The following is a 24,959-nucleotide window of genomic DNA, read 5'->3' as shown; positions in this document are numbered from 1 at the left end:
CATGAGTTCAGAGCAGAAAATCCGCTGGGGCATTATCGGCCCGGGCACGATCGCGCGGACATTTGCGGAAGGGATCGCCGGCTCCGAAACTGGCAAGCTGGTCGCCATCGCCACCCGCAATCCGGGGCGTGCCGGGCTTGGCGAGGGCTTTCCCGGCGCGCGGATCGTCGAGGGTTACGAGGCGTTGCTCGCCGATGCCGAGATCGATGCGGTCTATATCGCCACGCCGCATACGGCCCATGCCGAATGGGCGATCAAGGCGATCCGCGCCGGCAAGCACGTCCTCGTCGAAAAGCCGATGGCGCTTTCCGCCTATGACGCGGACGTGATCTTCTACGAGGCCAGGAAAGCCGGCGTCTTTGTCGGCGAGGCCTTCATGTATCTCTTCCATCCGCAGACGAGCCGTCTCGTGGAACTGGTAAAAGAAGGCGCGATCGGCGAAGTGCGGATCATCCGCTCCAGCTTCGGTTTCGACATGGGCACGTTCCGACCCGACCATCGGCTGTTTTCCAATGATCTGGCGGGTGGCGGCATTCTCGATGTCGGCGGTTATCCCGTCTCGATGGTGCGGCTCATCGCCGGCGCTGCCATGGGCGGCGGCTTCGCCGAGCCGGTGACGGTCGCCGGTGCCGCCCATCTTGGCCAATCGGGCGTCGACGAATGGGCATCCGCCGTCCTCAAGTTCCCGAACGAGATCATCGCCGAAGTCTCCTGCTCGATCATGGCCAATCAGGATAATACGTTGCGCATCATCGGCTCGAAGGGCCGCGTCGAGGTCAAGGATTTCTGGTTCGCTGGCGGCAAGCAGGGCGGGACGGGTCGTATCGAGATCATCAAGGGCGACGAGCGTCAGGCGATAGAGGTCGAGGAGAGCCGGCATCTCTATTCCTTCGAGGTCTACGCCGTTGCCGAAGCCATCCGTGGCGGGCGTGGGGAATTCGGCTTTCCGGGCATGGGCGCCGAGGCGACGGTCGGCAATCTGCGTGTGCTCGATCGCTGGCGCGCATCGGTCGGCCTCGAATACGGGATCGAAAAGGCCGCGCGGCGTGTCACCAATATCGTCGGTGAGCCCGTCGTGGCTGGCAATAGCGTTCCCAAACGCCAACTCCCCGGGCTTGCCAAGCCTGCTTCAGTAGTGGCGCTCGGCTTCGAGTTCTTCCCGAACTTTGCTTCGGCCTCGCTGACACTCGATGCGTTTTATGAGGCGGGCGGCAACCTCTTCGATACCGGCTTCGTTTATGGCGCCGGCAAGACCGAGAGCATTTTCGGCGACTGGCACACGAGCCGCAACGTCAATCGCGAGGATATCGTGCTGATCGGCAAGGGCGCGCATTCGCCGCTCTGCTATCCCGACGTGATTGCAAAGCAGCTCGACCAGTCGCTGGAACGGCTGAAGACGGATTATGTCGACGTCTATTTCATGCATCGCGACAACCCCAACATTCCCGTCGGCGAGTTCGTCGATGCGATGGATGCCGAGGTGAGGCGCGGCCGGATCCGCGGCATCTTCGGCGGCTCCAACTGGACGCAAGCGCGCATGGACGAGGCGATCGCCTATGCGCAGAAAACCGGCAAAGCGGCACCGGCGGCGCTCTCCAACAACTTTTCTTTGGCGGAGATGCTCGATCCGATCTGGCCCGGCTGCGTCACCGCGTCGAGCGACGACTGGAAGGAATGGCTGAACGAACGCCAGATCCCCAATTTCGCTTGGTCGAGCCAAGGACGCGGCTTCTTCACCGACAGGGCAGGGCGCGACAAGCGGGACGATGAGGAGATCGTTCGCTGCTGGTATTCGGACCGCAATTTCGAGCGTCGCGACCGCGCGATCGAACTCGCCGGCAAGCTCGGCTGCAGCCCGATCCATATTGCGCTTGCCTATGTCATCGCCCAGCCATTCCCGATGATCCCGCTGATCGGCCCGCGCACGGTGGCGGAACTGGAGGACAGTCTTTCAGCTCTCCGGATCAAGCTGTCTCGGGAAGAGGTCCGCTGGTTGGAGGGGACAGGCTGCGCGACCTGCGACATCTGCGAATGAGCCATCACGGTGCTCGCTCTGCCTGCGTGCCAGACTATCGAAAGGGTAGGGCAACCGGCCGGCCATCTATCGTGGTGACCGGAATTTCGAAGCCGTAGATCGTGTTCAGCATGTCGGTGGTAATAAGCTCATCCGGTCGCCCGTCTGCGACGATCCGGCCGTTCCGCATGGCAAGGATGCGATCTGCGAAAGTGCCGGCATAATTGATGTCGTGCAGGACGATCACGATCGTCTTGCCGCGCTCGTCCGCGATCCGCCGCAGCGAGCGCATCAGGTCGCGGGCGAAATACATGTCGAGATTGTTGAGCGGTTCGTCCAGCAGCAGGTAGTCGGTATCCTGGCAATAGGCCATGGCGACAAGCGCGCGCTGGCGCTGGCCGCCGGACAGGGTCTCGAGAAAGCGGCCGGAGAGATCGTCGAGGTCGAAAAGCATCAGCGCCTCGTCGACGACCTTGCGGTCTTCCGCCGTCAGATGGCCTCGGCTGTGCGGAAACCGGCCGAAGCCGACCAGTTCGCGCACCGTCAGTCGACTGCCGAGGTGATTGTCCTGCCGGAGGATGGCCATCTTTTTTGCCAGCACCTTGCCCGGCGTGGAGGCGACGGAAAGGCCATCCATGGTGATCGCACCGGATTGCAGCGGTTGCAGCCGGGCAACCAGCGCCAGCAGCGACGACTTACCCGCGCCATTCGGGCCAATCAGCGCCGTGACCCCGCCTTTCGGAATGGTCACCGAGATATCGCTGAGGATATTCGTCACGTCATAGGCGAGCGAAACGCCATTTATTTCGATCATCTGCGGCTCCCGCGCCAGAGGAGAATGAGAAAGACGATTCCGCCGGCGAATTCGATGACGACGCCGAGCGTCGAACTGTTGCCGAGCGCGTGCTGGAACAGCGTCTGGCCGCCGACCAGGACGATGACCGCAATCAGGGCCGCTGCCGGAATGAGCAGTGCGTGGCGGCGGGACTGGACGACCCTTTCCGCCAGCGCGACGAAGAGAAGCCCCAGGAAGGCGGCCGGCCCGACAAGCGCAGTGGAAACCGCAACCAGCACCGAAACCAGCAGGAGGCAGCCAACCTGCGTCTTCGTCCAGTCGATGCCGAGCCCGATCGCCGCATCCCGGCCGAGCGCGACGACGTCGAGAATGTGGCGAGCCCGCCAGACAAGGACGAGGGCGCAGAGCGTCATGAGCGAGGCGAGGGCGAGCAGGCCGGTATTCACGTCGTTGAAGTTGACGTAGCTCATCCCTTGGACGACGGCAAAATCGTTCGGATCGAGAATGCGTGCGATCAGCGAATGGAGGCTGCGGAAGAGGACGCCGAGCACGACGCCGGCCAGCAGCATCAGCCCCATGTCGAGCCGGCCCCGCAGCATCGGCAGGATGAGAACGCAAGACAGGATCATCAGGGCTGCGATTCCGATGGCGAATTTCAGGCTAGCGTCGAGCGTCGCATAGGCAAGGCCGCCGAGAATGAGGACGAGCAGAATCTGGGCGAATAGGTAGAGCGCGTCGATGCCCATGATGGACGGGGTGAGGATGCGGTTCGCGGTCACGGTCTGGAAAACGACGGTGGAGACGGCGATGGCGATGCCGACCTCGATCAGGGCCGCAAGCTTGGTGGCGCGCAGGGTCAGCACGAAGCCCAGATTGCCGCGCAGGCCGAGTGTCAGGAACGCGATGGCACAGACGGCGGCGAGCAGCGTGAGGATGATGAGCCTGCGGTCAATCATGGCGGCTATCCATGAGCCGGCCGCCGAAAGAGCATGAGGAGGAAGAGGACCGCGCCGGTAACGCCCATGACGGTTCCGACAGGAATCTCATAGGGAAAGCGGATCAGGCGACCGAGGATATCGCAGGCGAGTACAAGTATCGCGCCGGACAGGGCGACGACCGGCAGTGTCGCACGCATGTTGTCGCCCATCAGGCGCGACACGAGGTTCGGAACGACGAGGCCGACGAAAGGCACGATGCCGATTACCACCACCGTGACGGCCGAGATGACGGCGATGATGACGAGGCCGATCTGCAGCATGCGTTCATAATCGATGCCGAGCCCGATGCTGGCTTCCCGGCCGAGGGCCATGATGGTCAGGCGGTCGGCAACCAACCAGGCGCCGGCGACGAGGCCCGCGCCGATCCAGAGAAGCTCGTAGCGACCGCGCAGGACGCCGGAAAAGTCGCCATTGCTCCAGATCGCAAGGTATTGGAGAAGGTCGGCCTGCCAGGCGATGAAGGTGGCGGCGGCGCCTAAGACGCCGCCATAGACGAGGCCGAACAGTGGAACGAGAAAGGGCTGCGTCGGCGGCAACCTGTGCGCGGTCATCAGGAATATACCGGTGCCGAGCAGGGCCGCCGCGCTCGCCACCAGAGTCTTGAAGCCGAGCGATGCGGCGGGCCAGGCGACGGTCACGAGGAGGATGCCGAGTTCGGCCGACTGCGCGGTTCCAGCCGTCGCCGGCTCGACGAAGCGGTTGCGTGCGATCGCCTGCATGATCAGCCCCGCGATGGCGAGGCCGGCGCCGGTGAGAATGGCGGCCAGGGTTCGCGGCAGGCGGCTGATCGCGAGAAGGTCGATACCGCCGGATCCCTGCCAGAGGTCGGCAAGGGTCGCTTGGTCCGCGCCGACGCCGAGGCTCGCCACAAACAGGATCGCGAGCACGAGGCCCGCGATGACAAGACAGGTCCGGTTGGCTTTGACGATCATCTGGCTGCGGCGAATGCCTCCCGGAGTGTTGCCATGACACGCCGGGTCGCCTGGATGCCGCCGGCCGCGATGTAGAAATCGGCGGCGGGCAGATAGACGACCTGTCCCTTCTTCCAGGCCGTGGTCCCGGCGACGAGTTCGTTGTCAAGCGTGGCGCGGGCGCTCTGTTCGCCGGAGCCGATCGCGGAAGCGCGGTCGACGACCAGCAACCAGTCTGGATTGGCCTTGTGGATGAACTCGAAGGAGACCGCTTCGCCATGAGTTGCGGCCTGGACGTCGGTTATCGCGGGCGGCAGGCCGAGCGTCGCGTGCACCCAGCCGAAACGCGAGCCCTGACCATAAGCGGTGATCTTCGGGCCGTTGGTCATGATGATCAGCGCCTTGCCTTTGCCAGTCGTGGCAAGGCGGGCTGCATCTATCTCACCGTCCAGCTCGGCTGCGATCTTCTCTGCCTCCGCCTCTCTGCCGAAGAGGAGACCGTAGTCGGAGAGCCGTGCCTTGGCCTGTTCGACGAGGTCGTCGCCATCCATGGTCATGTCGATCGTCGGTGCGACCTGAGCCGCGGCGTCGACCTTGGTCGAAGAACGACCGCCGAGGATGATGAGATCGGGACCGAGCGCGCTGAGTGCCTCCAGATCCGGCTCGAAAATATCGCCGACGACTTCCGCGCCGGATTTCAGATGCTCGAGCTGCTGCAGGTAGAGTTTTTCCGGAAGGCCAGCCGGCTTGACCCCTAGACGGTCCAGGGTGTCGAGGGCCGCGATATCGAAGACCGCGACCCTTTCGGGTGATGCGGCGACGTCGACTGTGCCGCGCGCCGTGCGGATGTCGGCTGCGAATGCCGTAAGAGCTGAGGCGAGAAGCAGGGCGAGGATTGCAACGAAGCGTAGTGCCATCACGCCTCTCCCTTCGCACTGACCGGCTCGAACCGTCGCTGCCACTGCAGTGGGCCGATCTCTTCGCGAAATGCGAAGCGGACGAGATGCCGCTCGATCACCGACTGGGTTTCCTGCAGCTGTTCTTCATCCGGCGAAATCGCCTTGATGCTGAGCGCATTTTCCGCTGCGTCGAGGATGGCGGTTCCGCACATGAAGCGGCATTCGCCATGATCATAGTCGTAGGAAACGTCGATCTTGTGGGCGAAATGCTTGCAGAGCTGGGTCAGGTATTTGCCCGCATGCTCGGTCTTCAGGGTTGTCGAGGCTTCAATCATGTATGGTCCCGTTTGGGCGCCACCGGAGATCTTCGGTGACGCCGTCATCTGCTCGATCAGAAGGTCGCCTTGGCGGTGATCAGGAAGCTGCGTCCCGGCTCATAGAGCGGCGTGACATTGCCGAATTCCTGACCGTAGGTGGCGCGGTCCGAATAATTCTCGTCGAAGACGTTCTTCACTTCGGCCCGGAAGGTGAAGTGCTTCATCTGCTCGGGCTTCCATTCGGCGAAGACGTTGACGACTTCATAGGCCGCATAGGGCACCCGGTCACCGTCCTCGTTCTTGACGACGTGGTCGTATTCCGGCGCAATCTCGATATCGCCGCCGATCGTCAGGTTCCATTCCTCGAACGTGTGGGCCGCCGTGATCGTGATGATGTCGCCGACAGGCGAGGCAAGGTAGTTGCCGCTGTCGGAATTGGCGGGCTGACCATCAACGTCGACGTCGATATGGGCGTATTTGACCTTCACGTAGCCGCTCGCCCATTCATAACCCGCGCCGATCTCGAAACCCCTGGATTTCAGATCGCGCTCGTTAAGGGCGCCAGCCGTGGTTAGATTGTAGAGCGGCACGCGCGCATTATCGATATCCGTCCTGAACAGGCTGGCTTCGGCGGTTAAGCCTTCATATTCGGCTTCGAGGCCGATCATGTAGTTGTTAGCGGTCACCGGTTCCGGCCCGTCGGAACCGTAGTCCCAAAGCGGATTGATGATGAAGTTTTCCGTCAGCGGCACGCCGGCCCAGACATGGGAAAAACCGGCCTTTGCGGTGAAGATGTCGGTCAGATCGTATTCACCGGAAATGTTGGCGGAAAGGCCGGCATTTGTGAAGTCGCGATCATCAACGCTGGTGAACCACTGGTGGTCGGCACGCCCGCCGAAGGAAAGCCGGGTCCTGTCCCAGGGTTCAAGCCTTGCCTGGGCGAAGATGCCGAAATTGGAGGCGCGCTCTTCGCCACCCTCGAAAGGATCGTCGAGCGAGGCCTTGTCGCGATAGAAGTCAATGCCGGCGACGACATTCCCGATATCGAAGGAGAACTTGTTCTCGAATTTTCCGTTGAAGGTCGAGGTTTTGCCAGTGTCGTCATAGAGTCGGCCCGGAGGTCCGTAGATCGGGATCGTCACCTCGGTCTCACCGTAGGCGAGCATCACCTTAGGGTCCCACCAGCCTTCCGGCGTTTCATCCGTATAGGTAAAGACAAAATTCTGCCGGTCGAGCTTGTAGTCGCGAATGCGCGGCTCCCACTCTCGCGGAGTTTCGACGAAGCCGGAATTGGCGCGGTAGGGCCGGGGTGCATCGTCGAGGACGCGGTCGTAGCTGAACTGGAACCGGTCGCCGCTGTCGAATTCGTAGCCGATCTTGCCAAGGCCGCTGAGCAGATTGGTTTCCGTTCCCTCGACGACATCGCCATGGCCGTTGTGGAACTCGTTGCCCTTGCCGTAGGTGAAGTAACCGAGAAAATCGAGGCCTTCATGCCGGCCATAGGCGGAGATGCCGGTAACCGCTGTGTCACTGTTGAAATTGTAGGTCGAGGTGACGAAGCCGCCGAAGGAGCGGCCATCTTCCAGCAGATCGGCGGCGTCCTTGGTCTCGTAATTGATGGCGCCCGCCAGTGCGCCGGGGCCTGCATCTGCCGGTGCGATGCCGGCATCCACGTCGACCGCCTTCAGGATCGACGGATCGATCAGGTTGGTGGCGTTGTGATGAAAGACCTTGTTGTTCTGGCGCGCACCGTCGATGCTGACGGCGAGATTGGTCTCCTCGACGCCGTGAACGTAGACCTTCTGGGACATGGGCAGCGAGCTGCCGACCTGGATGCCTGCTTCCTCGCGGAAGACGTCGGCGATGCTGTTGGGGTTCAATCGTTCGAGCTGTGCCGAATCGATGATGGTCTCGCCGATATCGCCCTGTCCAACCTGCTGGGTCTGCAGCACGATCGGCGCCAGGGTGTTGGCATCGCTTGCGCCCTGGTCGGCGGAGGCGCCCTGACGTCCAATCACGGCGGTGCCGTTGGAAATGCTGTAGGAAATACCAGTGCCCTGCAGAAGCTGGCCGAGTGCTGCTTCCGGCGAGAGACTACCAGAGACGCTGCGGGAGGTGATGCCCTGGGAGGTCGAGGCGGCAAGGGTGACCTGCAGGCCCGACTGCCGGCCGAAAGCGTTGAGCGCCGAGGCTAGCGGCTGGGCGGGAATGTTGAAGCTGCGCTGCGCGGTCTGTGCCAAGGCTGCCGGTGCCTGGATAACGGCAATCGCCGCAACTGCAACCGATGCCATCAATTTCAATGCGAGCGTCCTGCCACGCGTGGACTTCTTCGATCGTACCCCATTCCGCAGAAGCGCCATGCCGCCCCGTCTCCTATACGCCTTTACTGCAAGCCCCCTGCCTGCGTTCAGGGTAGAGACGACCAGCGTCCGCGCATTTTTCATCGCGAAGCGAAAAATTTTGCGCAAATGCGCCGAACTGGAAATTTGCCTAGAAAAGGGTGAGGACCCGCAGATATGGCGAGACATGATGGACCTTGCCGCCATAGGGGCTGACCAGCGCTTCAAGCGCGCGGTCGGGGTCGGCCAGATCATAAAGGCCGGTGATGCGGCGATCACCGAGTTCGACACTTGCCATGGTGATCCATGACGGATGGTAGCGCTGGAGTTCGGCAATCACCGTCGAAATCGGGACGTCCTGCACGAAGAGCTTGCGGTCGCGCCAGGAGGCGATCGTGTCGATCTCGACGGTGGCGCGGGACAGGCGTCCGCTCGTTCGGTCAAGCGTCACGGTGTCGCCGGCGATCATTCTCAGCGTGTCGCCACTGGCAACCTTGGAGAGACTGACGATGCCATGCGCGAGCTGCACGGTCTCGATCTCGGGCGTGACGTTCACGTCGAAGGCGGTGCCGACCACAGTGACGTCCAGTTCGCCGGTCCTGACGATGAATGGTCGGGCGGTATCCGGGCGGACGTCGAAATAGGCTTCGCCGGACAGAAGGCGGACCTGTCGGCTGCCGGTGGAAAAGTTGACCGCGATCGCGCTTGCCGCCCCAAGGTCGACGGTCGAGCCGTCTGCCAGCGTGATCCGACGGATTTCCGCCGTCGCGGTCGTATAGTCCGCCTCGATGCGCGTCAGGAAGGTGGGGGCCGCGATCACGGCCACGAGACAGGCTGCCAGTGCTGCGATGCCGATCGCAATCCTTCCTCGGGCGCTCCATCGGCGGCCGGGATGCCGCTCGTTCCCCGCCTGCGGTCTGCGTCTCTCGGTCTGTCCTCCGCGGACGTGGCCCCGGTCTAGGACAGGAACCGTCTCTCCCATGACCTCCCAGGTCCGACAGGCCTTCGTCCACGCGTCGCGGTTTTCGGCAGACCTGTTCATCCAGGCGGCGAAGGCTTCCTCATCGCCTTTCGCGCGGGATGGCTCGTTCAGGCGCAGGAACCAGTCCATCGCCTCTTCAAGCCGTTCCTCATTGATCTGGTCGTGCCGCGTCAAATCATACCCACTTCGGATCCGCAGAAAACTGTAACGGAGTTTGCCTGCCGAAAGTAGAAACGATTATCGCGGGTGAATTTTTCGCCGCGGAAAAGAAGTTCAGGCATTTTTTCTATCAAGCGCGACGGCGATCTTGACCATCGCCGTTCTGACATGCCGGTGGGCGGTCGCGACCGATACACCGAGATGTTTCGCCACCGCGTCCAGCGTCTGGCCGCCATGACGATGCATCTCGACCGCGATCCGGATGTCTTCCGGAAGGGATGCCAATACCTGCTGGGCTATGCGCACCTCGTCGCAGAACATCGTCGTCTGCTCGGGCGTGTCGGAGGCGCGCGGCACGATCCAGAATGGCGGGTCGTCGGACTGCGCCCGCTGCTCGATCTTGCGACGCTTGACCATGTCGAGCGAGAGATTGCGGACGATGCGATAGAGATAGGCCAGTCCCTGACGGGCGGTCTCGGTCGGCGGCATGTCCGGTACGAAGCGCAGATAGGCTTCCTGCACGATATCTTCCGCCGCATCCCGGGACCCCAGGATGCGGGCCGAGTAGCTGATGAGCGCCGCCCGATGGCCCATATAGATATTGTCTGCGTCGAGGCTCATGTCGTGGCGGTCTTGCTGCTTCGTCTGTCGTTCGTGCACGCTGTCTTCCGAGAGGTGGTCGATTGACTGAAGTGGTCTTCCCTGAGGGTAAACCTCAGCGTGCACTTCCCTAGCAGCAAAAACTTGAATTAGATAGTCATATTATGCAATTCGCTCGCAATCCCGATTGCGAGCCTAGCGTGCCATGACCCGCGTCGTCTGCGGCATGGCATCGAGTTCGCGCAGCGTGCTGCAATCCTGGGCGAGTGTCTGGAAGCAGTCATTCCCGAACCATTCGAGAGACACATCTCCTGCGGACATTGCCGGGATTGCCGAGAAGATCTGGTGGTAATCCACCTGTCCGGAAAACAGCGAGGTCATGCCGTTGCGGTTGCCTGCGGCGGCATAGACATTGGCCGGGGCGAAGACGGGAAGGTGACGGCGGTCGGTGATGTTCTTGAGGTGATAATGCCTGACGAGCGGCGCGATCTGGCGATGGAGTTCCACCGGGTCGTCGCCTGCCTCCCAGACATGCAGCACGTCGAAATTGATCTTCAGCGAAGGGTGGTCGACCTCCTCGATCAGGCGGATCGTCGATGCCGCGTTGTCGGCCAGGGTATCCGGATGGGTCTCGACCAGCAGATCGATGCCGAAATCGGCGACGGTCGCGGCGACCTCCCGAAGATCGCCGGCCAGGCGGCGGCGCTCATCGTCGGAGACCGCATGGCTCGCGCGGCCGCCGGCGAATGTCCTGATCTTCTTCGCCTTCCAGCGGCGGGCAAGGCCGCTGAGCTCTATCGTCTTGCGGCGCAGCGCCTCGCGGTGGCCGTCGAGCGGAAGATAGTCGCTGATCATCGGCACGAAGAGGTCGTAGTCGCGCAGCCAGTCGGCGTCCTTGTCGAGTTGGCTGGCAAGGTTGCGGGCATGGGCGCCCCACAGCTCGATGCCGTCAAAGCCGTTGCCGCGAGCGAAATTGGCGATTTCCGAGATCGAGATAAGCTGGTGCCGGAAGGTTATGGTGCAAAGGGAGATGTTCATACGGCAATCCTCCGCATCGGGACCACGGGTTCGGCGCAATGGCGATCGCGCCAGGCGCCGAAGATTTCGCCGAGCTTCGCCTTGAGGCGGAACTCGATCCTATCTGCTTCATCGAGCGCGTCGAACACGGAGCGGGCCTGTTGCCGATCACCGGTCTGGCCGAGCTTCATGCAGGCGTAGTGCAGCGACTTGAGCGACTGGACCAGCGCCTCGATCTCCTCGCACCAGCCTTCGAATTCGCCTGCCGGCAGTTTCAGCGCGCGCCAGAAGAAAGCGAAACCGTGCTCGTAGGCATATTTGCGGATGGTGAGCACCGGCAGCTCGCGGACCGCCAGCATTAGGTCGGAAAGCGCCAGGCCATCGCTGCCGTCGAGATGCGAGGTGACGATGGCGCGCACCGCATCGACGATCGGGTTGCGGTCGGCGATGAGGCAGCTGTCGAAGAAGGCCGCGATATCTTCCGGCGCGGGAACCCGTGCCTGCGCTGTGTCGAAGACGTAACCGCCGCCGACCGTAGGCTGCATGATCGCATGGATGACCTTGTCGCGCTCCATCGTTCCTTCCCAGCGAAAGTCTGGGTCATCAACGAACCAGGTGCCGGGATCGTCGGTCTCCTCGAGCATCAGATAGTGGGGGAACGGGTCCTGGTTGAACTTGTTCTCGCGCTCCGGCATGTGGAACATATCGAGCATGACCATGACCGAACCGGTCTCGCCGCGCGCTCTGACCAGATCGGTCATGACCGCGAGGTTCTCGGCCTTGCTCAGCGCTGGATCGTACCACTCCCTCACCGTTACGCCGTAAAGGCGTTCGAACCACGAGCGGAAGAATTCCTGGGTGATGCCGTCCGCGTGGTAGCGAAGCTGATGGCTGTCGCTGGCGGCGAATTTCGCGTCCCAGACGCCGAAATAGAGAGGGCGCTGGTCGAAGCCGCGTTTCTTCAGCCCGTGGCTGACGCAGCTCACGAAGCAATGAACCTTGATGTCGTAATAGGCCTCGCCATGCACGCCTTCGTCCGTCGCGCCGCCGGTGAGCGGGAAGGACGGAATGGGAAGGGCGGGGGCGGCAGGCTTCGGCTGATAGAGGCCAACCAGGTCATCGACCGTCTCGACATCCTGCTTCGCAATCGCTTCTTCAGGCATCGCGAGGCCGAATTCCAGCTCGAGATTGAGGAAGACCTGCAGCATCAGCACGGAATCGAGATAGAGATCCTCGTTGAGATGCGCTTGGAGGCCGAAGCCTTCCATGTGCGGATGGGCCATGTGTTGGCTCAATACCGTCTCGATGGCGGTCAGGATTTCGTCGCGGGTCATCATCATGTCACTCCCGTGCGCGCCGGAAGGAAGGCTCCGGCAGCGTGACGCTCGGCCACGTCGCGCCGGTTGATCTTGCCGTTCGCCTGGCGCGGAACCTCTGCAACCTGGATCATCTCCATCGGCAGCTGGTGGCTGGCGAGGTGGCGGCCGAGCCATTCCCTCAGGGCGCCGGGCGATATCGTTTCACCGGCGCTGAACAGCAGCGCCACTCGCTCTCCGGCAAAGCGGTCCGTCTTGCGGAAGGCGACGGCATCGGTGATGCCCGGCATGGCAGTCGCCGCATCCTCGACATCGCCCGGATAGACGTTGAGGCCGGCGACATTGATCATGTCGTCCAGGCGCGAGACGAAGACGAGCATGCCATCGGGCCTCAGATAGCCAAGGTCGCTGGTCCCGATCACCGAGCCGTCATCCTTTTGAAGCACGATCTCGCTCGCCGTCTCCAGACTGTCGCCGGTCTGCGCCTTTGCATGCGGGAGGAGGTAGCCCATGTCGTTTGCCGATGTGAGATCCGGGTTGATCGCCACGCAGCCGGCTTCCGAGCATCCATATTGCTGGAACAACCGGTCGCATCTGGCGCGGATGCGTTCGAACCATGGTTCGGGCAGGACCGTGCCGGAGGTCATCGCCGCGTGGATCGTCTCGCCGGACGGCAGGAGCTGGGCCAGCATGTTGAGAATGGCGGGCGAGGTATAGAGAAGCGGTCGCTCGGTCTCACGCAGGACCTTGAGCACATGCTTGGGATTGGTCGTATCGACGATGACCGGCACGGCACTGCGGTTAATGCCGACGAGGAGGCCGCAGATCAGCCCGTAGGAATGGGTCGTCGGGCAAGCGACGACCGGCGTCATGCCTTCCGGTGCGGTAAAGCTCGCCACGTAGCTTTCGATCTCGACGCGGATGCTCTCCCAGCTGCGGGCGATCAGCTTCGGCGCCCCCGTGGTCCCGGAGCTCATCTGCAGCAGCTGGCCCGGCTGATCATCCGCTTGCGGTTCGGAAAGCACTTCGCCGGCAAGGCTGTTGTAGAACAGCCGTTCACAGCCCGCATGCAGCGCCAGCCTCCGGGCCGCGGCATAGGGCGTTGCGGGATGGATGGGCAGCACGCTTGCGCCGGCATCGCGGATGGCGAAGAACAGCGCCAGCCATTCCGTCGCATCGGAGAAGCAGACGGCGTAGCGGCCCCGGTGTTCACCGTTTATGCCGGCGAGCTTCGCAAGCTCTGCCGAGCGGGTGTCGAAAAAGGCTTTGTCATACAGCCGTTCGCCAATTCTGATCATGGCATCGTCCTCCGCTGAGGTGTGACGTTGGCAAGGATGTTCGGGATGCGATGGTGGTATTCGGGATCGCGCGCGAGCAGTTTTCTGGTCAGCAGCGATTCCGTCAGGATCGTCGGCTGGTCGTAGCCGAGCGCCGCCATACGACGGCCGGCGCCGTGTTCATGGGCGTAGCCGTGAAGCAGATGGTCGACCTGTTCCCAGAAGACCGTCTCGGGCAGCCGGTAGATTTCCTCGAACAGATGGGCGACTTCGCTCAGATTGTAGATGAACAGCGTATCGACCACGAGCTCGCGCAGGAAATCGAGATTGTCGGTCCAGTAATACTGGTCGGGCTTCGCGTCGCGATAGAGCGGGTTCAGCGACAGGAAATCAGGCGCCGCGTCGGGATCGCGCAGGAAGGCGGGTGAAAACTCGATGCTTTCATGGAAGTCGCGCAGCACGAGACGCTCCGGCCAGCCGTCGCGGTGGACGAGCAGCATGTTCTGGCCATGCGCTTCGACCGCCAGCCCATGATGCACGAGCAGGTGCCAGACGGGCAGGATCGCGATTTCGAGAAGCCGATTGAGCCAGGGCATCAGGCCGAAGCGCTGGACCCATAGGTCGATGAACGGCTTTCCATCCTCTTCCAGCATCATCAGCGCGTTGAGGGGAATGACCTTCTCGCCCGGATTCAATCCGGCGGTGGCGCTTTCGCGCCAGATCGCACCGATCTGGCCGGAGAGCTTACCCTCATGCTGGCCGAGCACGCCGGCATATTCCTGCAGGATGGCCAGCGGATAGCGGTCGGTGAAGGCCGTGTCAGCCTCCACCATGCCGGCGATCCAGCGCGACAGGACTGGCGCGGTGCACACGGAATGCGGATCGAGAATGCGGCGCGAGGATGTGTTGACCACGTCGAGCGGCAGCTTGATGGTGGCGGCGGATGGCCTGTCGAGATTGTGCAGCGTTCTCAGCGACTGGCTCGCCAGATAACGGTCACCGAACGCGCCGAGAGCGTGCAGGCCGCCCGCCGCGACAAATTCGTCGGCGGGACCACTCATGAGATGCTGCCATTGCCAGGGATGCATGGGAACAAGCGCGAAATCCGCCCATGCCAGGCCCTTGGCCTGCCGCCGGCTTTCGATCTCGTCCCAGACGTCTTCGCCGAGTTCCCGGCGCCAGAAGTCACGCTCTTCGTCTGGCAGTTCCTGGCTGATCTCGGCCCTCGCATGCAGCACCCAGACCAACTGGAAAGGTTGCATCGATTCCGGACCGAAGCTCTGGTTATCCTTGGTGGTGAAACCGTATCTTGCCTTGAAGCAGGGGTGATAGGGATGGCCTTCGTCGAGCGCAGCATCCAGATCCGCAAAGGACATGGCGCGGCGGTCGCGGTGAGGGATGTTATCGCTGTTCCAGCGGCAAAGCGCGATCGTCTGCTCCATCTCGCGCAAAAGCTTGCCGCGGGTAATGCCGGTGCCGGGCAGTCCACGGACGACGGAGGCCAGCGTTGCGGCAATCCAGCGACCGTCATCACCCTTCATCTCGATAGAGCCGGGACGGATGCGAACCCTGCCGAATGCGCTGAAGGAAGCGCGGCAACGATAGTCGCTGTCCTCCAGCGTGAAGGCTACGCGATCCTCGCCTCTCAGGGTGAAGGACGTCAGACCCTCGAACAGAAGTGCGGCGACCAGCTGTCTCAACACCCGGTCTTCGGGGTGACCGGCGAGATCAAGAGGCAATGGCATGGGGCCTCTCCTGTGGCGGGTTGACGACTTCGGCGAGGGTCAATGGGTTAGGCATGGTGCGATAGAGCGAATGGCCGGAGGTGGAGTTCAATTCGTCCGCGTCGACGAGGCGCGTGGCGAGGTTCGCCTTGGTGCCGATCTGCGACCGGTCGAGGATATGACGAACGAAATCCCGCCCCGAGCCGCGTAGTCTGAGGGCAAGCTTTTCAAGCGTCTGGCGCAGGATGCGGATGAGGTCGATCTCGTCGGCCAGCCCGTCATGGGCCATCCGGCTGATGACGGAAAAGACCTGGTTGACGATCAGGTAATAGGCGAACCGGTCGTTTATCTCCGCCTCCGGGAAATAGAGCGAACCGATGGTTTCGGTCTCCGGCACGGTTCGGGCGATGTCAGGCCTGTGCCGTTCGGAAAGATAGAACCCTTGATTGTCGCGGTAATAGCCCAACCGGGGGTAGAGTTGGGAAATGTCGATCAGGCTGTTTTGCTGGTGCGCTTCCAGCGCAAGTCCATACCGGTCGTAGAGCTGGATCAGCGGCTCAACGGCGCAGGCGAGGTAGCGTCTGAACCATGTCGCGGCGATTTTAGCGATACCACCGCCTTCTGTCGCGTGGATGCGGCCGACCAGACGAGCGAGCCGCGAGGCCTCTCCGGGCAGAGGATCCGCAGTCAGGGCCGCAAGCGTGACGACGCCCCTGCCGCCATCGGCGCGGAAGGGATTTTCCCGCAGGATCGTCTCGAAGCCGCTTTCGCTGCGGTCGGGAAGTGCCCCGGGAAGTGCCAATGTGATGAAGGCCGGGTCCTTGATGATGCGGAAATTCGGCATTTCGCGTGCAAGTCCACGGCGCTCCACCAGCTTTGCCATCGCGACGCCGGCATCGAGTTCGTTGCGCCGGTTTATGCGCACGGAATTGGTAATACGCACCGGCAGCGAGAATTTCAGCATCCAGTCGGTTTGGCCGCTCCAGACGGTTCTGACCGAAGAAGTGGCGGTAAACATCGCGCCCGCTGCCCCGAGGCTCCGCAGGCTTCCTTCGCGCATCAGCGCTTCGATATCGGGATCGAGTGCCAAAGCCTGCGCCTGCAGGGGATGCATCGGCAGCAGCGTCTCGCCATCCTTGAGCGATATGCTTCCGGAGCCCTGGCGGGCCAGCGCATCGATGATCGTCGTTGCGGGATCGGCCGCGGCCGACGAATGTTCGATTAACTCGTTCCGAGCAGCGAAATAATGCAGCTGGAACTGCCCGTGAAATTCCGGCGCATATGTTTCCTGCTGCCAGAAGGTCATGCCCTGCCGGCTCTTCGGCGTCGGGTGCAGCCAGTGGCCGAAAACGAGGGATTGCTCGGCGGCGATGAAATCGTCGTCCCGATTGTGATCGGCAATCGCGTGCTCGACATGCATGCTGATCTGCTGGTGGCTGTCCATGACACGTAGCAGCAGCTCCGTTTCGCATCCCTGCAGATCCTGGCTGTTACTGCCGCGCAACGTGCGATAGGCCTCGTGCATCAGGGATTGCAGCGCCGACATCGGATCGGTCGGATGCCATGCGGTCTCCGAGGCGGCCCGTTTCCAGACCCGGCCGAAATGCTGCGGGCCGCACAGCGAGGCGGATGTCACCTCGGCCCGCAGCGATATTCTGTCTTCGGCCAGCAGCCATTCGATGCAATCGACGTGATCGGCCAGAATGGCGTGCCGGACCGGCTTGCCGCCGTCGATTTCACGCAGGTAGCAATTGGCAAAGCTTTGAAAGCTGGCCGTCTCGGCGGCCTTCCAGGATATGGACATGGGTATTCTCACCTAGCGGTCGCAGCAAGCTTCGATGCAGTCGCGGCGCGTGAGGCAGGTGGTTCGGCCAATGATAAATCGCGTTCCACAGGGGCCGGGCCCATGAACCCGGCCTGAAAGCGTCCGTCCTTCGTCATATCGGTTCCTCGTCGAGTTCCTGGATATGTCCCGAAGTCAAAGACGACTGGCGCTCGCGCTTTTTTCACGCCGGTCGTTTTTTTGATGAAGCAGGATCAGCAGAAGGTTCGTCGCAAGCGCTTCCGGAAGAAAGTGCGGTGCATCATCATGCGGAGCAAATGGCAATTGGTTCAATGATATGAGCGCGCTTATTCCGCTGAAGCCGCGTGTCGATGGCTCGGAGGGGGCCACCTTTCCTTGCACCATTCCACGCGACTTAACGGCCTTTGACTCGCGCCACGCGGTCTCCCGCTGCACCATCGGATCAGTCAATGGGATCCGGATACAGGGTGGCTTCCATGGAGCAGTGTTTCAGCCAAAACAGCCATGGCGGCTATCTCCCGCAGGTTCATCCAGACGCGCAATCGATATTGGGCGCCGTTGCAGGCCGTGAGCCTGTGTTGCGGGATACGCCGGTTGCAAACGCGCGGCAACGCGTCAAGGGCCTTCTGTTCTGGCAGGTGCGAAAGGTCGTTTTCTACGTCGAGGCAAACCTTGGGCGTACCATCCGTGTCGATGATATCGCCACGCTGGCTGGTCTGAGCCCGAGCCATTTCTCGCGCGCCTTCAAGCTGACTTTCGAGGACACGCCATATCGATATGTGCTGCGCAGGCGCATGGAAAAGGCGAAATTTCTGATGCGTCAGTCATCCGATCCACTTGCCGAGATCGCGCTCGATGTCGGATGCTCGGACCAGTCGCATTTCTGCAGGCTGTTTCATAGCTACATGGATCAATCGCCTTCCGAGTGGCGCCGGGATGCTTGCGCCGCGGGGGTGAAGGGAGCGATCGGAGGGCAGGTTTTGTCGCTGGCGACGTAGATGAGAATGCGCACCTCCTGCGGCTGTCCGTCCGCTTGCTTTCAGAGCGTCATCACCCGCGGCGTAACATGGTGGCGAGTTCGAGGGTCCTGGCGGCGGCGGCAAGGTCTCTGGTCGTTGTGCCGTCCACGAAGCGTGTCAATATCGGCTCGATGGTACGCACCGCCTGGTCGGGTTGCCCGGCCTCGATGTGGTGGTTCGCCAGATCGGTGGCGATCCGCAGCTCGAAGGATTTGGCCCCACTCGACCTTGCTTCGAGAAGTGCATTCTCCAGCACGATTTCCGCACCGACTATATTGCCGTCTCTTGCCAGGATGGCGGCCTTTATGCGCAGCAGTTCTGAAAGCGACCAACGTTCATTCTGTCGCTGTTGGTAGTCGAAGGCCCTTTGCAGCTGACTGCCGGCTTCAGCCACTTGCCCGCGTGAGAGGAATATTTCCGCGATGACGCCGAGATAGAAGCCGAGGCGAATGGTGAAGCGTGCGGCGACGAGCTCTTCCACGATGGCAAACATGGTGTCGGTATTGGCTGAGCCGTCGCGCAGTTCCGCGAGGACCTCGCAATAGAAACGCATGATCGGCTTCCAGAGGCCGGTGGTTTCGAGATCGAGATTTGCCTTCAGATGTGCCGCATAGGAATCCATCGCCTCGATATCGCCGTTCCAGAACGCGATCGGCAGGGCCGACATGGCAAGGACATTCGACTGGGAGACGAGATGCCCGAGTTCGCTCGCGGCGTGAATTCCCTCTTCCGCGATGCGCGCGGCATAGCGTGGACGGCCGGTAAGCCATGACACGAATGAGAGATAGGTGCGCGTGCCGATATAGCGATCGACCTGGAAACCGGCCATGCGTGACCTTTGCCCCGGCTTCAGCGTGGCGAGAACGAGGCGATCCAGTATCCGCTGTGCCTTGTTCAGATTGCCGAGATAGGCGTTGACGAAGGCAAAGAACCGCTCTCCGTCCGCTGCTGCGGGCGAACCTGGATTGTCCCTGGCGAGGCTGCGAAATTGCGTCAACCGCTCGAGCGACTGGTCGAGCCGGCCGGTCCCGCTGAGGTGGAACGAGTAACCGAGAAGGCCGCGCAGCTGATAATCGATATCGCCGTTGCGCTTGGCGAATTCGATGGCATCCTGCCATGAGCGTTCAGCGGCATATTCTCTTTTGGCGGCATAGAGCATGCTCCATGCATGGGAACTTGCAAGCTTCATCCGCTGAAAGTCCGATACCGGATGGCGCATGGCCTCGAGCGCCCTTTCCCCCACCTCCGCCATGGCGGAAATCTTGAAAAGGACCGGGATCGAGGCGATCGTCAGCCGAACGCCTATCTCGGCATCGCCGTCCTGCCTGAAGGTCCAGTACAGCGCTTTTCTGAGATCCGGCAATCGGTCCTGGTAGGAGGCAGACCATTCCTCCGGCTCCCGCCAATCCCATTCGCGCTCCGACCGTTCGAAGATTTCGACCATACGTTCGGCATGGGCCCGGCAGACTTTTTCATAAAGTGGATGCTGCCTGAGCTGTTCCAGTGCATAGCGCCGGGTCGTATCGAGCAGGCGATAGCGCATGTCCTGATCGTCGGCCGTCGCTGCCACGAGCGATTTGGCGATGAGGCTGCCGAGTGCGGCGGCGACGCCTGCTGCACTCAACTCCATACCGACGGCGATCGCGACCACGTCTGCTGCGCTGAACGTCCCGGCGAATATCGAAATCGCCTGAAAGAGCGCGGCCTCTTCCCTGGTCAGCAGCCGATAGCTCCAGTCGATCGTTGCCGAAAGGGTTCTTTGCCGATGGGGAACGCCCGCGTCCCTGCGCTCTAGGATTGCGAGATGGTCATGGAGCATGGACAGCAGCTCGGTCGCCCCGTGCCTTGCAAGCTTGCCGGCGGCAAGCTCGATGGCGAGCGGAATGCCATCGAGTGATCGGCAGATCCGGGCCAGCGCCGAAACGTCCTCATCGCGTGCCTTGTATCCCGCCACGTCGAACGCCCGCTGGATCAGCAGCCGCGCGGCGGGATATTGCTGTACTTCGTCAGGTGTCATGTCGCGATCGGTCGGCGGATAACCCAGCGGCTCCAGCCAGAATACCTGTTCGGTCGTTGTTGCCAGAGGTGCCCTGCTGGTCGCGAGCAGTCCGCATCTGCTTGCGGCTGCAAGTCGCGTCGATAGGATCGCGGCCGCGTGAAGCACGTGCTCGCAATTGTCCAGCAGGATCAGCATCCGTCGGTGCTGCAGGAAGTCGGTGACGGCATCCATGTGGTCGGCAGCCCCGCTACGCAGCCTGAGCGCCGAGGCGATCGTCGCCGGAACCAGCATCGGGTCGTCGATGACGGAGAGATCCACCATGCAGATGCCATCCGGGAAATCATCACGGCAATGTTGTGCAGCCGCGATTGCGAGTGTGGTCTTGCCCACCCCGCCGGTGCCGACGATGGTGACATGGCGGTTGTCGCGCAGCTTCTCCAGAATGCTGCCGATTTCGCGGCTCCGCCCGATGATCTCGCCCAGCTGTGGCAACTGCCGATGCTGCACGGATGGCGCAGCCGGTTTTGCCTCCCGGCTCGTGCGAACAGGGGCGATGAAGCGGTAGCCGCGACCGGGAACGGTGACGATATAATTCGATATGCCCGAAGCCTCTCCGAGAGCTCTCCTCAGGCTGAACATATTGACCTTGAGATTGCTCTCCTGCACGAACGTGTCCGGCCATGTCGCGGCGATAAGCTCTCGCTTGCTCACGACCTCGCCTTGGCGTTCGACGAGCAGGTTGAGCAGGTCGAAACCGCGCCCGCCGAGCTTCACCGGATTTTCGCCGCGAAGCAGCAACTGCTGGTCTGGATAGAGTCTGAAGGGCCCGAACATGCGAACGAGGCCCGCTGCACTGGAAATGCTCGAACTGTCCAAGTTGTGACCTCGCTCTGGATGTGGCAACCCAGAATAGCATGCCATGAACACGTTCGAGAAATTTTTGCGCTTGGCGCGTCGGCGGTCGGATCCCGTCTTCGAGGCGAAATCCTACAATCTGAAAACCACCATCTTTTCAGCCGTCATTTCCCGCATTGTGTAAGGTATTCCACCGATGCCGTATCCGGACTCGTGCCGACCGGCAAAGGGCATCCAGTCCGTGCGGAAGGCGGTATGGTCGTTGATCATCACGGCGGAGGCGTCGAGCCGTTCGGCTGCATGGAAGGCTGCCTGGAGATCCTGCGTGAAAATGCTCGACTGGAATGCCACCGGCAACGAATTCGCCTCGGCGATCGCCTCGTCCAGCGTGTCGGAGGGAAAGATGCAGGTCAGCGGCCCGAATACTTCCAGCGTCGACACTTTTGCATTCTTCGGCGGGCTGACCAGGACGGCGGGAGTAAGCGTCGTCTCGCTGAAACGCCCTCCGCCGAACAGCTTTGCTCCGCCCGCGATGGCTTCGTTGATCCATTGCTCGACCCTGTCCGCCTCCCTGGGCGTGATCAGCGGCCCGACTTCGGTTTCGGCAAGCAGAGGATCGCCATTCCTGAGCGCGGCGACACGGGCGGTGAAGCGATCTATGAACTCGTCCTGCACCTTGCTGTGCAGGTAGATGCGCTGCACCGACACGCAAACCTGTCCGGCATGATAATAGCCGCCCTTGGCAATCGGCTCGATGATCCGCTCGAGATCGACGGTCTTGTCGACAATCAACGGGGCGACACCTCCGTGTTCGAGTGCGCAGCGCGTTCCGGGCGCCAGTTTCGAGCGGAGCTGCCAGCCGACCTTGGCAGACCCGATGAAGCTCAGGAAGGCGATCCGCGGATCGGTCGCGAATGTTTCGGCGAGCCCGCGGTCTTCAGGCAGGAAGGTCTGCACCCAACCCTCCGGCATTCCCGCCTCATGGACGAGCCTGACCAGTTCAACGCAATTGAGCGGGGTGGAGGAGGCAGGCTTGATGATGATCGGGCAACCGGTGGCAATGGCCGGCGCGATCTGATGCACGACAAGGTTCAGGGGATGATTGAAGGCTGCGATCGCCGCCACGACGCCGATCGGTTCGGGCAGGGTCCAGGCACGCCTGTCCGTGCTTGCTGCGGTCAGCCCCATCGGGATTTCGTGGCCTGCCCATGTCCGAAGCAGATCGGCTGCACTGCGGATGCCGTCAATAGCGCGATCGGTCTCGATCAGGGCATCGGTGCGCGGCTTGCCTCCCTCGCGCGCGATCAGCCTGCCGAAATCCTCCCGCTGCGACTGAACCAGTGTCGCAAGCCTGTGGAGGATCTCGATGCGTTGATAAGGCTTCAGCCAGTTTTCCCGATCCTTGAACCGACCGAAGGCTATGGCCAGCTTCTTTTCAAGCAAGGTGGCGTCATCGGCTTGCAGCGAGGTGATCGGAGAGCGGTCAAAAGCCTGCACGACATCAATCATCATGAGCCCCATTCAAGACTTGGCCGGTTAATCAAGGGAATAGCGATTGGTTCGATAGGACGTCGCCGGATTTCGCGGCGAGTACATCTCCCAGCGGAGTTCGTCGTCAGCTATTATGCGGAAAATAACCCGTCAGAGGCCATCGCCGAAGTCAAACACCGTCAAACCTCGTGAATCGCCCGCCTAAGCCATGGATGACCTGCATTCGGTGTCCCACGGGAATGAAGGCGGGCGCCAGGCGGGCTCCACTCGCGTTTCACCACGTTTCGGTTCTTGCATATGAATAACCGAATGCAGCCTGTGCATGCGCGGTGTCTCTCCCGACGCAGCCAGTTTCATGCCTGCATAGGTTCTTGTGACATCGAGCAGCCGGAAGCGGATAGGGCCATCATCGGCATGAAGCGCGATCAAGGACTTGTCGACCAGTTCGCCGATGATCTCGACGATCTCTGCGTCCTCCGTTTCGTCGTCACTGGCAACGGACGCTGCGGCATCGATCGAGAATTCACCTGCGAAGATCGATAGTCGACGCAGCACCCTCCGATGGCGCTCGGGCAGCAGATCATAGCTCCAGTTCAACATGGCCTCGACGGTTTGATGACGGGGAGCAGCATCTCGGCTGCCGCGCCATCTGAGGGCCAGCTGGTTGGTCAACAGCTCGGCCGCTCTTTCGAAGCCGTAGGTGCCGACCCGACTTGCGACCAGCCCGATCGCGAGCGGATTTCCGTCGAGCCGGCGGCAGATCGCGGCAACGATCAGCGCCTGCTCATCGGTCAATGGCTGGTGGTGCCCGCCGTCATAGGCGCGCTCCATGAACAGCGTGACTGCCGGCCAATCCAGTGCCTGCCTTGCCGAGAGCCGCCCGGTATGCGGCGGCGATGCAAGGGGCCGCAGAATGTAAACCACTTCACCTTTCAGCCGCAGAGCCTCACGGCTGGTCAGAAGCACATGCACATCCGGGGTGTTGTCGAGGATTACCTGCACGAGCTCGGCAACATCCTCGATGACATGCTCGCAATTGTCGAGAATGAGAAGGCGCGGTCCTGTTGAGAGCGGCGAGATCAATGCCTGAAGGCAATCATCGCCGGCATCAGGGATCCCGAGGCCCCGAGCAACCGCATCACAGACGAGCGAACCGTCCTCGACGCAGCTCAGATCTATGAAATGAGCTGAACGCGATGCGCCATCCAGGGCATGGGCCACGAGAATGGCAAGCGTGGTCTTGCCGATGCCGCCCGGGCCAACCACGGTAATGAAGCGACGCGTGGCGACTGCCCGCTTGAGGTCGTCGATGTTTTCGTCCCGTCCAAGGACATGCTCATGGGGATGCGGCAGGCGAGCATGTTGCCACTGTGGAACGGTGGCATTCCTGATACCTGGCGGCGCGGCTTTATCCTCAAGCGGAAGATCATCCGACGCCAGCCGCTGGATCGGTGCGACAAAGCAATAGCCACGACCCGGTATGCTGATGACATAGCGGGCCCCCTCCACACCACATTCCAGTTCACGGCGAAGATTGGCCATCTGCACCCGGACGTTCGAATCCTCGACATTGAGCCCCTGCCAGGCGATGCCGATCAGCTGTCGGTGAGAAACGACCTCGCCGCCATGGAGCACGAGGGCAACCAGCAGGTCGAAGGCCCGGCTTCCCATCATGACGTCATCGCCACCGCGCCTCAGGATGCGTGCGCTCGGATAGAGACGATATGGGCCGAATACATAAATGCCGTCCATGAAGCGTACCCCGTCGAGTTGGTTACACGTTCGACATCTTACCTCCTGTGTCGGGCTTTGAATCTCCGCCAGCGTGGTTCGAACGCCAAGCGCGGTTAAAAGAGGTTAAAGGGTCGCGCAAAGATGGATCGTGCCGGAAATTGCAATTATAAATTGATACCGGAATTGAAGTGGATTTATCTTTTCACACCAATTTACAGCGTTTAACGCTGCGCCCGGCAGGGATCATGCAAGGGTACGGTTGTGCTGCTCGAAGAGCATTATGGGCTCAGGGCGTGGCGATGAAAGCCGGGGCATGCCGACACACGTGAAGAGCGGAAACCGGTTTTCAGGGCGATCGCCCGAAACGCCGGGTTCAGGCCGAGCTTTGGAAGGTGCCTTGCATGAGTTCACCGATGAAGACCGTCGCGTTGTTCGTCGCCCAAGAGGGGCGGGAAGCGGAACTCGAAGATCTGTTGCGTGCCATGGTGACACCCTCGCGTGGTGAGGCGGGCAATCTGCGGTACGATCTCTGGCGGGAAGCGGCAGAACCGCGCCGTTTCGTGCTCGATGAACTTTATGTCGATGAACAGGCCGTTGCCGCCCATCGTGCCTCTCCGCATTTCCAGAGTTACACGGCGCGTGTCGGCGAACTGGCCTCGCGGACCGCGCTCCTTGTTACGCCCGTCGATATTCTGACGCCTCCATAGG

The 24,959-nt window shown here is 61.8% G+C and carries 19 protein-coding genes; 3 read left to right on the top strand and 16 right to left on the bottom strand.

What is annotated here, in order from left to right:
* Nucleotide 1: 1 nt before the first annotated feature.
* A complete protein-coding gene (locus tag BM216_RS14345) occupies nt 2-2,035 on the top strand; it encodes an aldo/keto reductase (protein ID WP_092999874.1) in 2,034 nt (677 codons plus the stop codon).
* 34 nt (nt 2,036-2,069) lie between these two features.
* On the opposite strand, the gene BM216_RS14340 is transcribed toward BM216_RS14345, so the two are convergent.
* From BM216_RS14340 to BM216_RS14280, 13 genes are all read right to left on the bottom strand, one after another.
* Nucleotides 2,070-2,828, bottom strand: coding sequence for an iron ABC transporter ATP-binding protein (locus BM216_RS14340; protein WP_092999873.1), 759 nt, complete (start codon nt 2,826-2,828; stop codon nt 2,070-2,072).
* The gene (locus BM216_RS14335; RefSeq protein ID WP_092999872.1) at nt 2,825-3,766 is read right to left on the bottom strand and encodes an iron chelate uptake ABC transporter family permease subunit; all 942 of its coding nucleotides are present in this window, start codon (nt 3,764-3,766) and stop codon (nt 2,825-2,827) included. The genes BM216_RS14340 and BM216_RS14335 overlap by 4 nt, the downstream gene beginning before the upstream one ends.
* Nucleotides 3,767-3,771: 5 nt before the next feature.
* Nucleotides 3,772-4,740 (bottom strand): ABC transporter permease, encoded by a 969-nt coding sequence (locus tag BM216_RS14330; protein WP_092999871.1) that lies wholly within the window; start codon nt 4,738-4,740, stop codon nt 3,772-3,774.
* Nucleotides 4,737-5,636, bottom strand: a complete 900-nt coding sequence (locus BM216_RS14325) for a siderophore ABC transporter substrate-binding protein (RefSeq protein WP_092999870.1) — start codon at nt 5,634-5,636, stop codon at nt 4,737-4,739. Before BM216_RS14325 ends, BM216_RS14330 begins: the two co-directional genes overlap by 4 nt.
* Nucleotides 5,636-5,953 carry a DUF2218 domain-containing protein gene (locus BM216_RS14320; RefSeq protein WP_092999869.1) on the bottom strand — a complete coding sequence of 106 codons (318 nt, stop codon included), beginning with the start codon at nt 5,951-5,953 and terminating at the stop codon, nt 5,636-5,638. Before BM216_RS14320 ends, BM216_RS14325 begins: the two co-directional genes overlap by 1 nt.
* Before the next feature lie 56 nt (nt 5,954-6,009).
* Entirely contained in the window at nt 6,010-8,295 is a 2,286-nt protein-coding gene (locus tag BM216_RS14315) for a TonB-dependent receptor domain-containing protein (protein WP_092999868.1), read from the bottom strand.
* Between the two features lie 130 nt (nt 8,296-8,425).
* On the bottom strand, nt 8,426-9,430 hold the full coding sequence (locus BM216_RS14310; RefSeq protein WP_092999867.1) for a FecR family protein: 1,005 nt from the start codon (nt 9,428-9,430) through the stop codon (nt 8,426-8,428).
* A gap of 99 nt (nt 9,431-9,529) precedes the next feature.
* Entirely contained in the window at nt 9,530-10,075 is a 546-nt protein-coding gene (locus tag BM216_RS14305) for a sigma-70 family RNA polymerase sigma factor (protein ID WP_348272004.1), read from the bottom strand.
* A gap of 135 nt (nt 10,076-10,210) precedes the next feature.
* On the bottom strand, nt 10,211-11,053 hold the full coding sequence (locus tag BM216_RS14300; protein ID WP_092999866.1) for a sugar phosphate isomerase/epimerase family protein: 843 nt from the start codon (nt 11,051-11,053) through the stop codon (nt 10,211-10,213).
* Nucleotides 11,050-12,369 (bottom strand): DUF6005 family protein, encoded by a 1,320-nt coding sequence (locus BM216_RS14295; RefSeq protein ID WP_348272003.1) that lies wholly within the window; start codon nt 12,367-12,369, stop codon nt 11,050-11,052. Before BM216_RS14295 ends, BM216_RS14300 begins: the two co-directional genes overlap by 4 nt.
* Nucleotides 12,369-13,646 (bottom strand): AMP-binding protein, encoded by a 1,278-nt coding sequence (locus BM216_RS14290; protein ID WP_092999865.1) that lies wholly within the window; start codon nt 13,644-13,646, stop codon nt 12,369-12,371. The genes BM216_RS14295 and BM216_RS14290 overlap by 1 nt, the downstream gene beginning before the upstream one ends.
* Complete coding sequence (locus BM216_RS14285; protein ID WP_092999864.1) at nt 13,643-15,370, bottom strand: IucA/IucC family protein; 1,728 nt, start codon at nt 15,368-15,370, stop codon at nt 13,643-13,645. The genes BM216_RS14290 and BM216_RS14285 overlap by 4 nt, the downstream gene beginning before the upstream one ends.
* A complete protein-coding gene (locus tag BM216_RS14280) occupies nt 15,354-17,153 on the bottom strand; it encodes an IucA/IucC family protein (RefSeq protein WP_092999863.1) in 1,800 nt (599 codons plus the stop codon). The genes BM216_RS14285 and BM216_RS14280 overlap by 17 nt, the downstream gene beginning before the upstream one ends.
* Before the next feature lie 476 nt (nt 17,154-17,629).
* Here BM216_RS14280 and BM216_RS14275 point away from each other — a divergent pair, with 476 nt between their 5' ends.
* The gene (locus tag BM216_RS14275) at nt 17,630-18,151 is read left to right on the top strand and encodes a helix-turn-helix transcriptional regulator (protein ID WP_177230793.1); all 522 of its coding nucleotides are present in this window, start codon (nt 17,630-17,632) and stop codon (nt 18,149-18,151) included.
* Nucleotides 18,152-18,203: 52 nt separating this feature from the next.
* On the opposite strand, the gene BM216_RS14270 is transcribed toward BM216_RS14275, so the two are convergent.
* The 3 genes from BM216_RS14270 to BM216_RS14260 form a co-directional block, all read right to left on the bottom strand.
* The gene (locus BM216_RS14270; RefSeq protein WP_177230792.1) at nt 18,204-21,047 is read right to left on the bottom strand and encodes an ATP-binding protein; all 2,844 of its coding nucleotides are present in this window, start codon (nt 21,045-21,047) and stop codon (nt 18,204-18,206) included.
* A gap of 111 nt (nt 21,048-21,158) precedes the next feature.
* Complete coding sequence (locus BM216_RS14265; RefSeq protein WP_093000097.1) at nt 21,159-22,535, bottom strand: aldehyde dehydrogenase family protein; 1,377 nt, start codon at nt 22,533-22,535, stop codon at nt 21,159-21,161.
* A gap of 183 nt (nt 22,536-22,718) precedes the next feature.
* On the bottom strand, nt 22,719-24,269 hold the full coding sequence (locus BM216_RS14260) for an ATP-binding protein (protein WP_092999860.1): 1,551 nt from the start codon (nt 24,267-24,269) through the stop codon (nt 22,719-22,721).
* A 383-nt stretch (nt 24,270-24,652) separates the two neighbouring features.
* Here BM216_RS14260 and BM216_RS14255 point away from each other — a divergent pair, with 383 nt between their 5' ends.
* Nucleotides 24,653-24,958 carry a putative quinol monooxygenase gene (locus BM216_RS14255; RefSeq protein ID WP_092999859.1) on the top strand — a complete coding sequence of 102 codons (306 nt, stop codon included), beginning with the start codon at nt 24,653-24,655 and terminating at the stop codon, nt 24,956-24,958.
* Nucleotide 24,959 lies beyond the last annotated feature (1 nt).

Source organism: Rhizobium sp. NFR07, assembly GCF_900111905.1.
Lineage (GTDB): Bacteria > Pseudomonadota > Alphaproteobacteria > Rhizobiales > Rhizobiaceae > Neorhizobium.
This window is presented reverse-complemented; position numbering and strand designations above follow the sequence as displayed.

Bases quoted from the DNA above. Each gene is read 5' to 3' on its own strand.
- BM216_RS14340 (WP_092999873.1), bottom strand. From the start codon at position 2,828: ATGATCGAAATAAATGGCGTTTCGCTCGCCTATGACGTGACGAATATC.
- BM216_RS14255 (WP_092999859.1), top strand. From the start codon at position 24,653: ATGAGTTCACCGATGAAGACCGTCGCGTTGTTCGTCGCCCAAGAGGGG.
- BM216_RS14320 (WP_092999869.1), bottom strand. From the start codon at position 5,953: ATGATTGAAGCCTCGACAACCCTGAAGACCGAGCATGCGGGCAAATAC.
- BM216_RS14335 (WP_092999872.1), bottom strand. From the start codon at position 3,766: ATGATTGACCGCAGGCTCATCATCCTCACGCTGCTCGCCGCCGTCTGT.
- BM216_RS14260 (WP_092999860.1), bottom strand. From the start codon at position 24,269: ATGGACGGCATTTATGTATTCGGCCCATATCGTCTCTATCCGAGCGCA.
- BM216_RS14290 (WP_092999865.1), bottom strand. From the start codon at position 13,646: ATGATCAGAATTGGCGAACGGCTGTATGACAAAGCCTTTTTCGACACC.
- BM216_RS14275 (WP_177230793.1), top strand. From the start codon at position 17,630: ATGGAGCAGTGTTTCAGCCAAAACAGCCATGGCGGCTATCTCCCGCAG.
- BM216_RS14265 (WP_093000097.1), bottom strand. From the start codon at position 22,535: ATGATTGATGTCGTGCAGGCTTTTGACCGCTCTCCGATCACCTCGCTG.
- BM216_RS14280 (WP_092999863.1), bottom strand. From the start codon at position 17,153: ATGTCCATATCCTGGAAGGCCGCCGAGACGGCCAGCTTTCAAAGCTTT.
- BM216_RS14345 (WP_092999874.1), top strand. From the start codon at position 2: ATGAGTTCAGAGCAGAAAATCCGCTGGGGCATTATCGGCCCGGGCACG.
- BM216_RS14315 (WP_092999868.1), bottom strand. From the start codon at position 8,295: ATGGCGCTTCTGCGGAATGGGGTACGATCGAAGAAGTCCACGCGTGGC.
- BM216_RS14330 (WP_092999871.1), bottom strand. From the start codon at position 4,740: ATGATCGTCAAAGCCAACCGGACCTGTCTTGTCATCGCGGGCCTCGTG.
- BM216_RS14300 (WP_092999866.1), bottom strand. From the start codon at position 11,053: ATGAACATCTCCCTTTGCACCATAACCTTCCGGCACCAGCTTATCTCG.
- BM216_RS14325 (WP_092999870.1), bottom strand. From the start codon at position 5,636: ATGGCACTACGCTTCGTTGCAATCCTCGCCCTGCTTCTCGCCTCAGCT.
- BM216_RS14285 (WP_092999864.1), bottom strand. From the start codon at position 15,370: ATGCCATTGCCTCTTGATCTCGCCGGTCACCCCGAAGACCGGGTGTTG.
- BM216_RS14295 (WP_348272003.1), bottom strand. From the start codon at position 12,369: ATGATGACCCGCGACGAAATCCTGACCGCCATCGAGACGGTATTGAGC.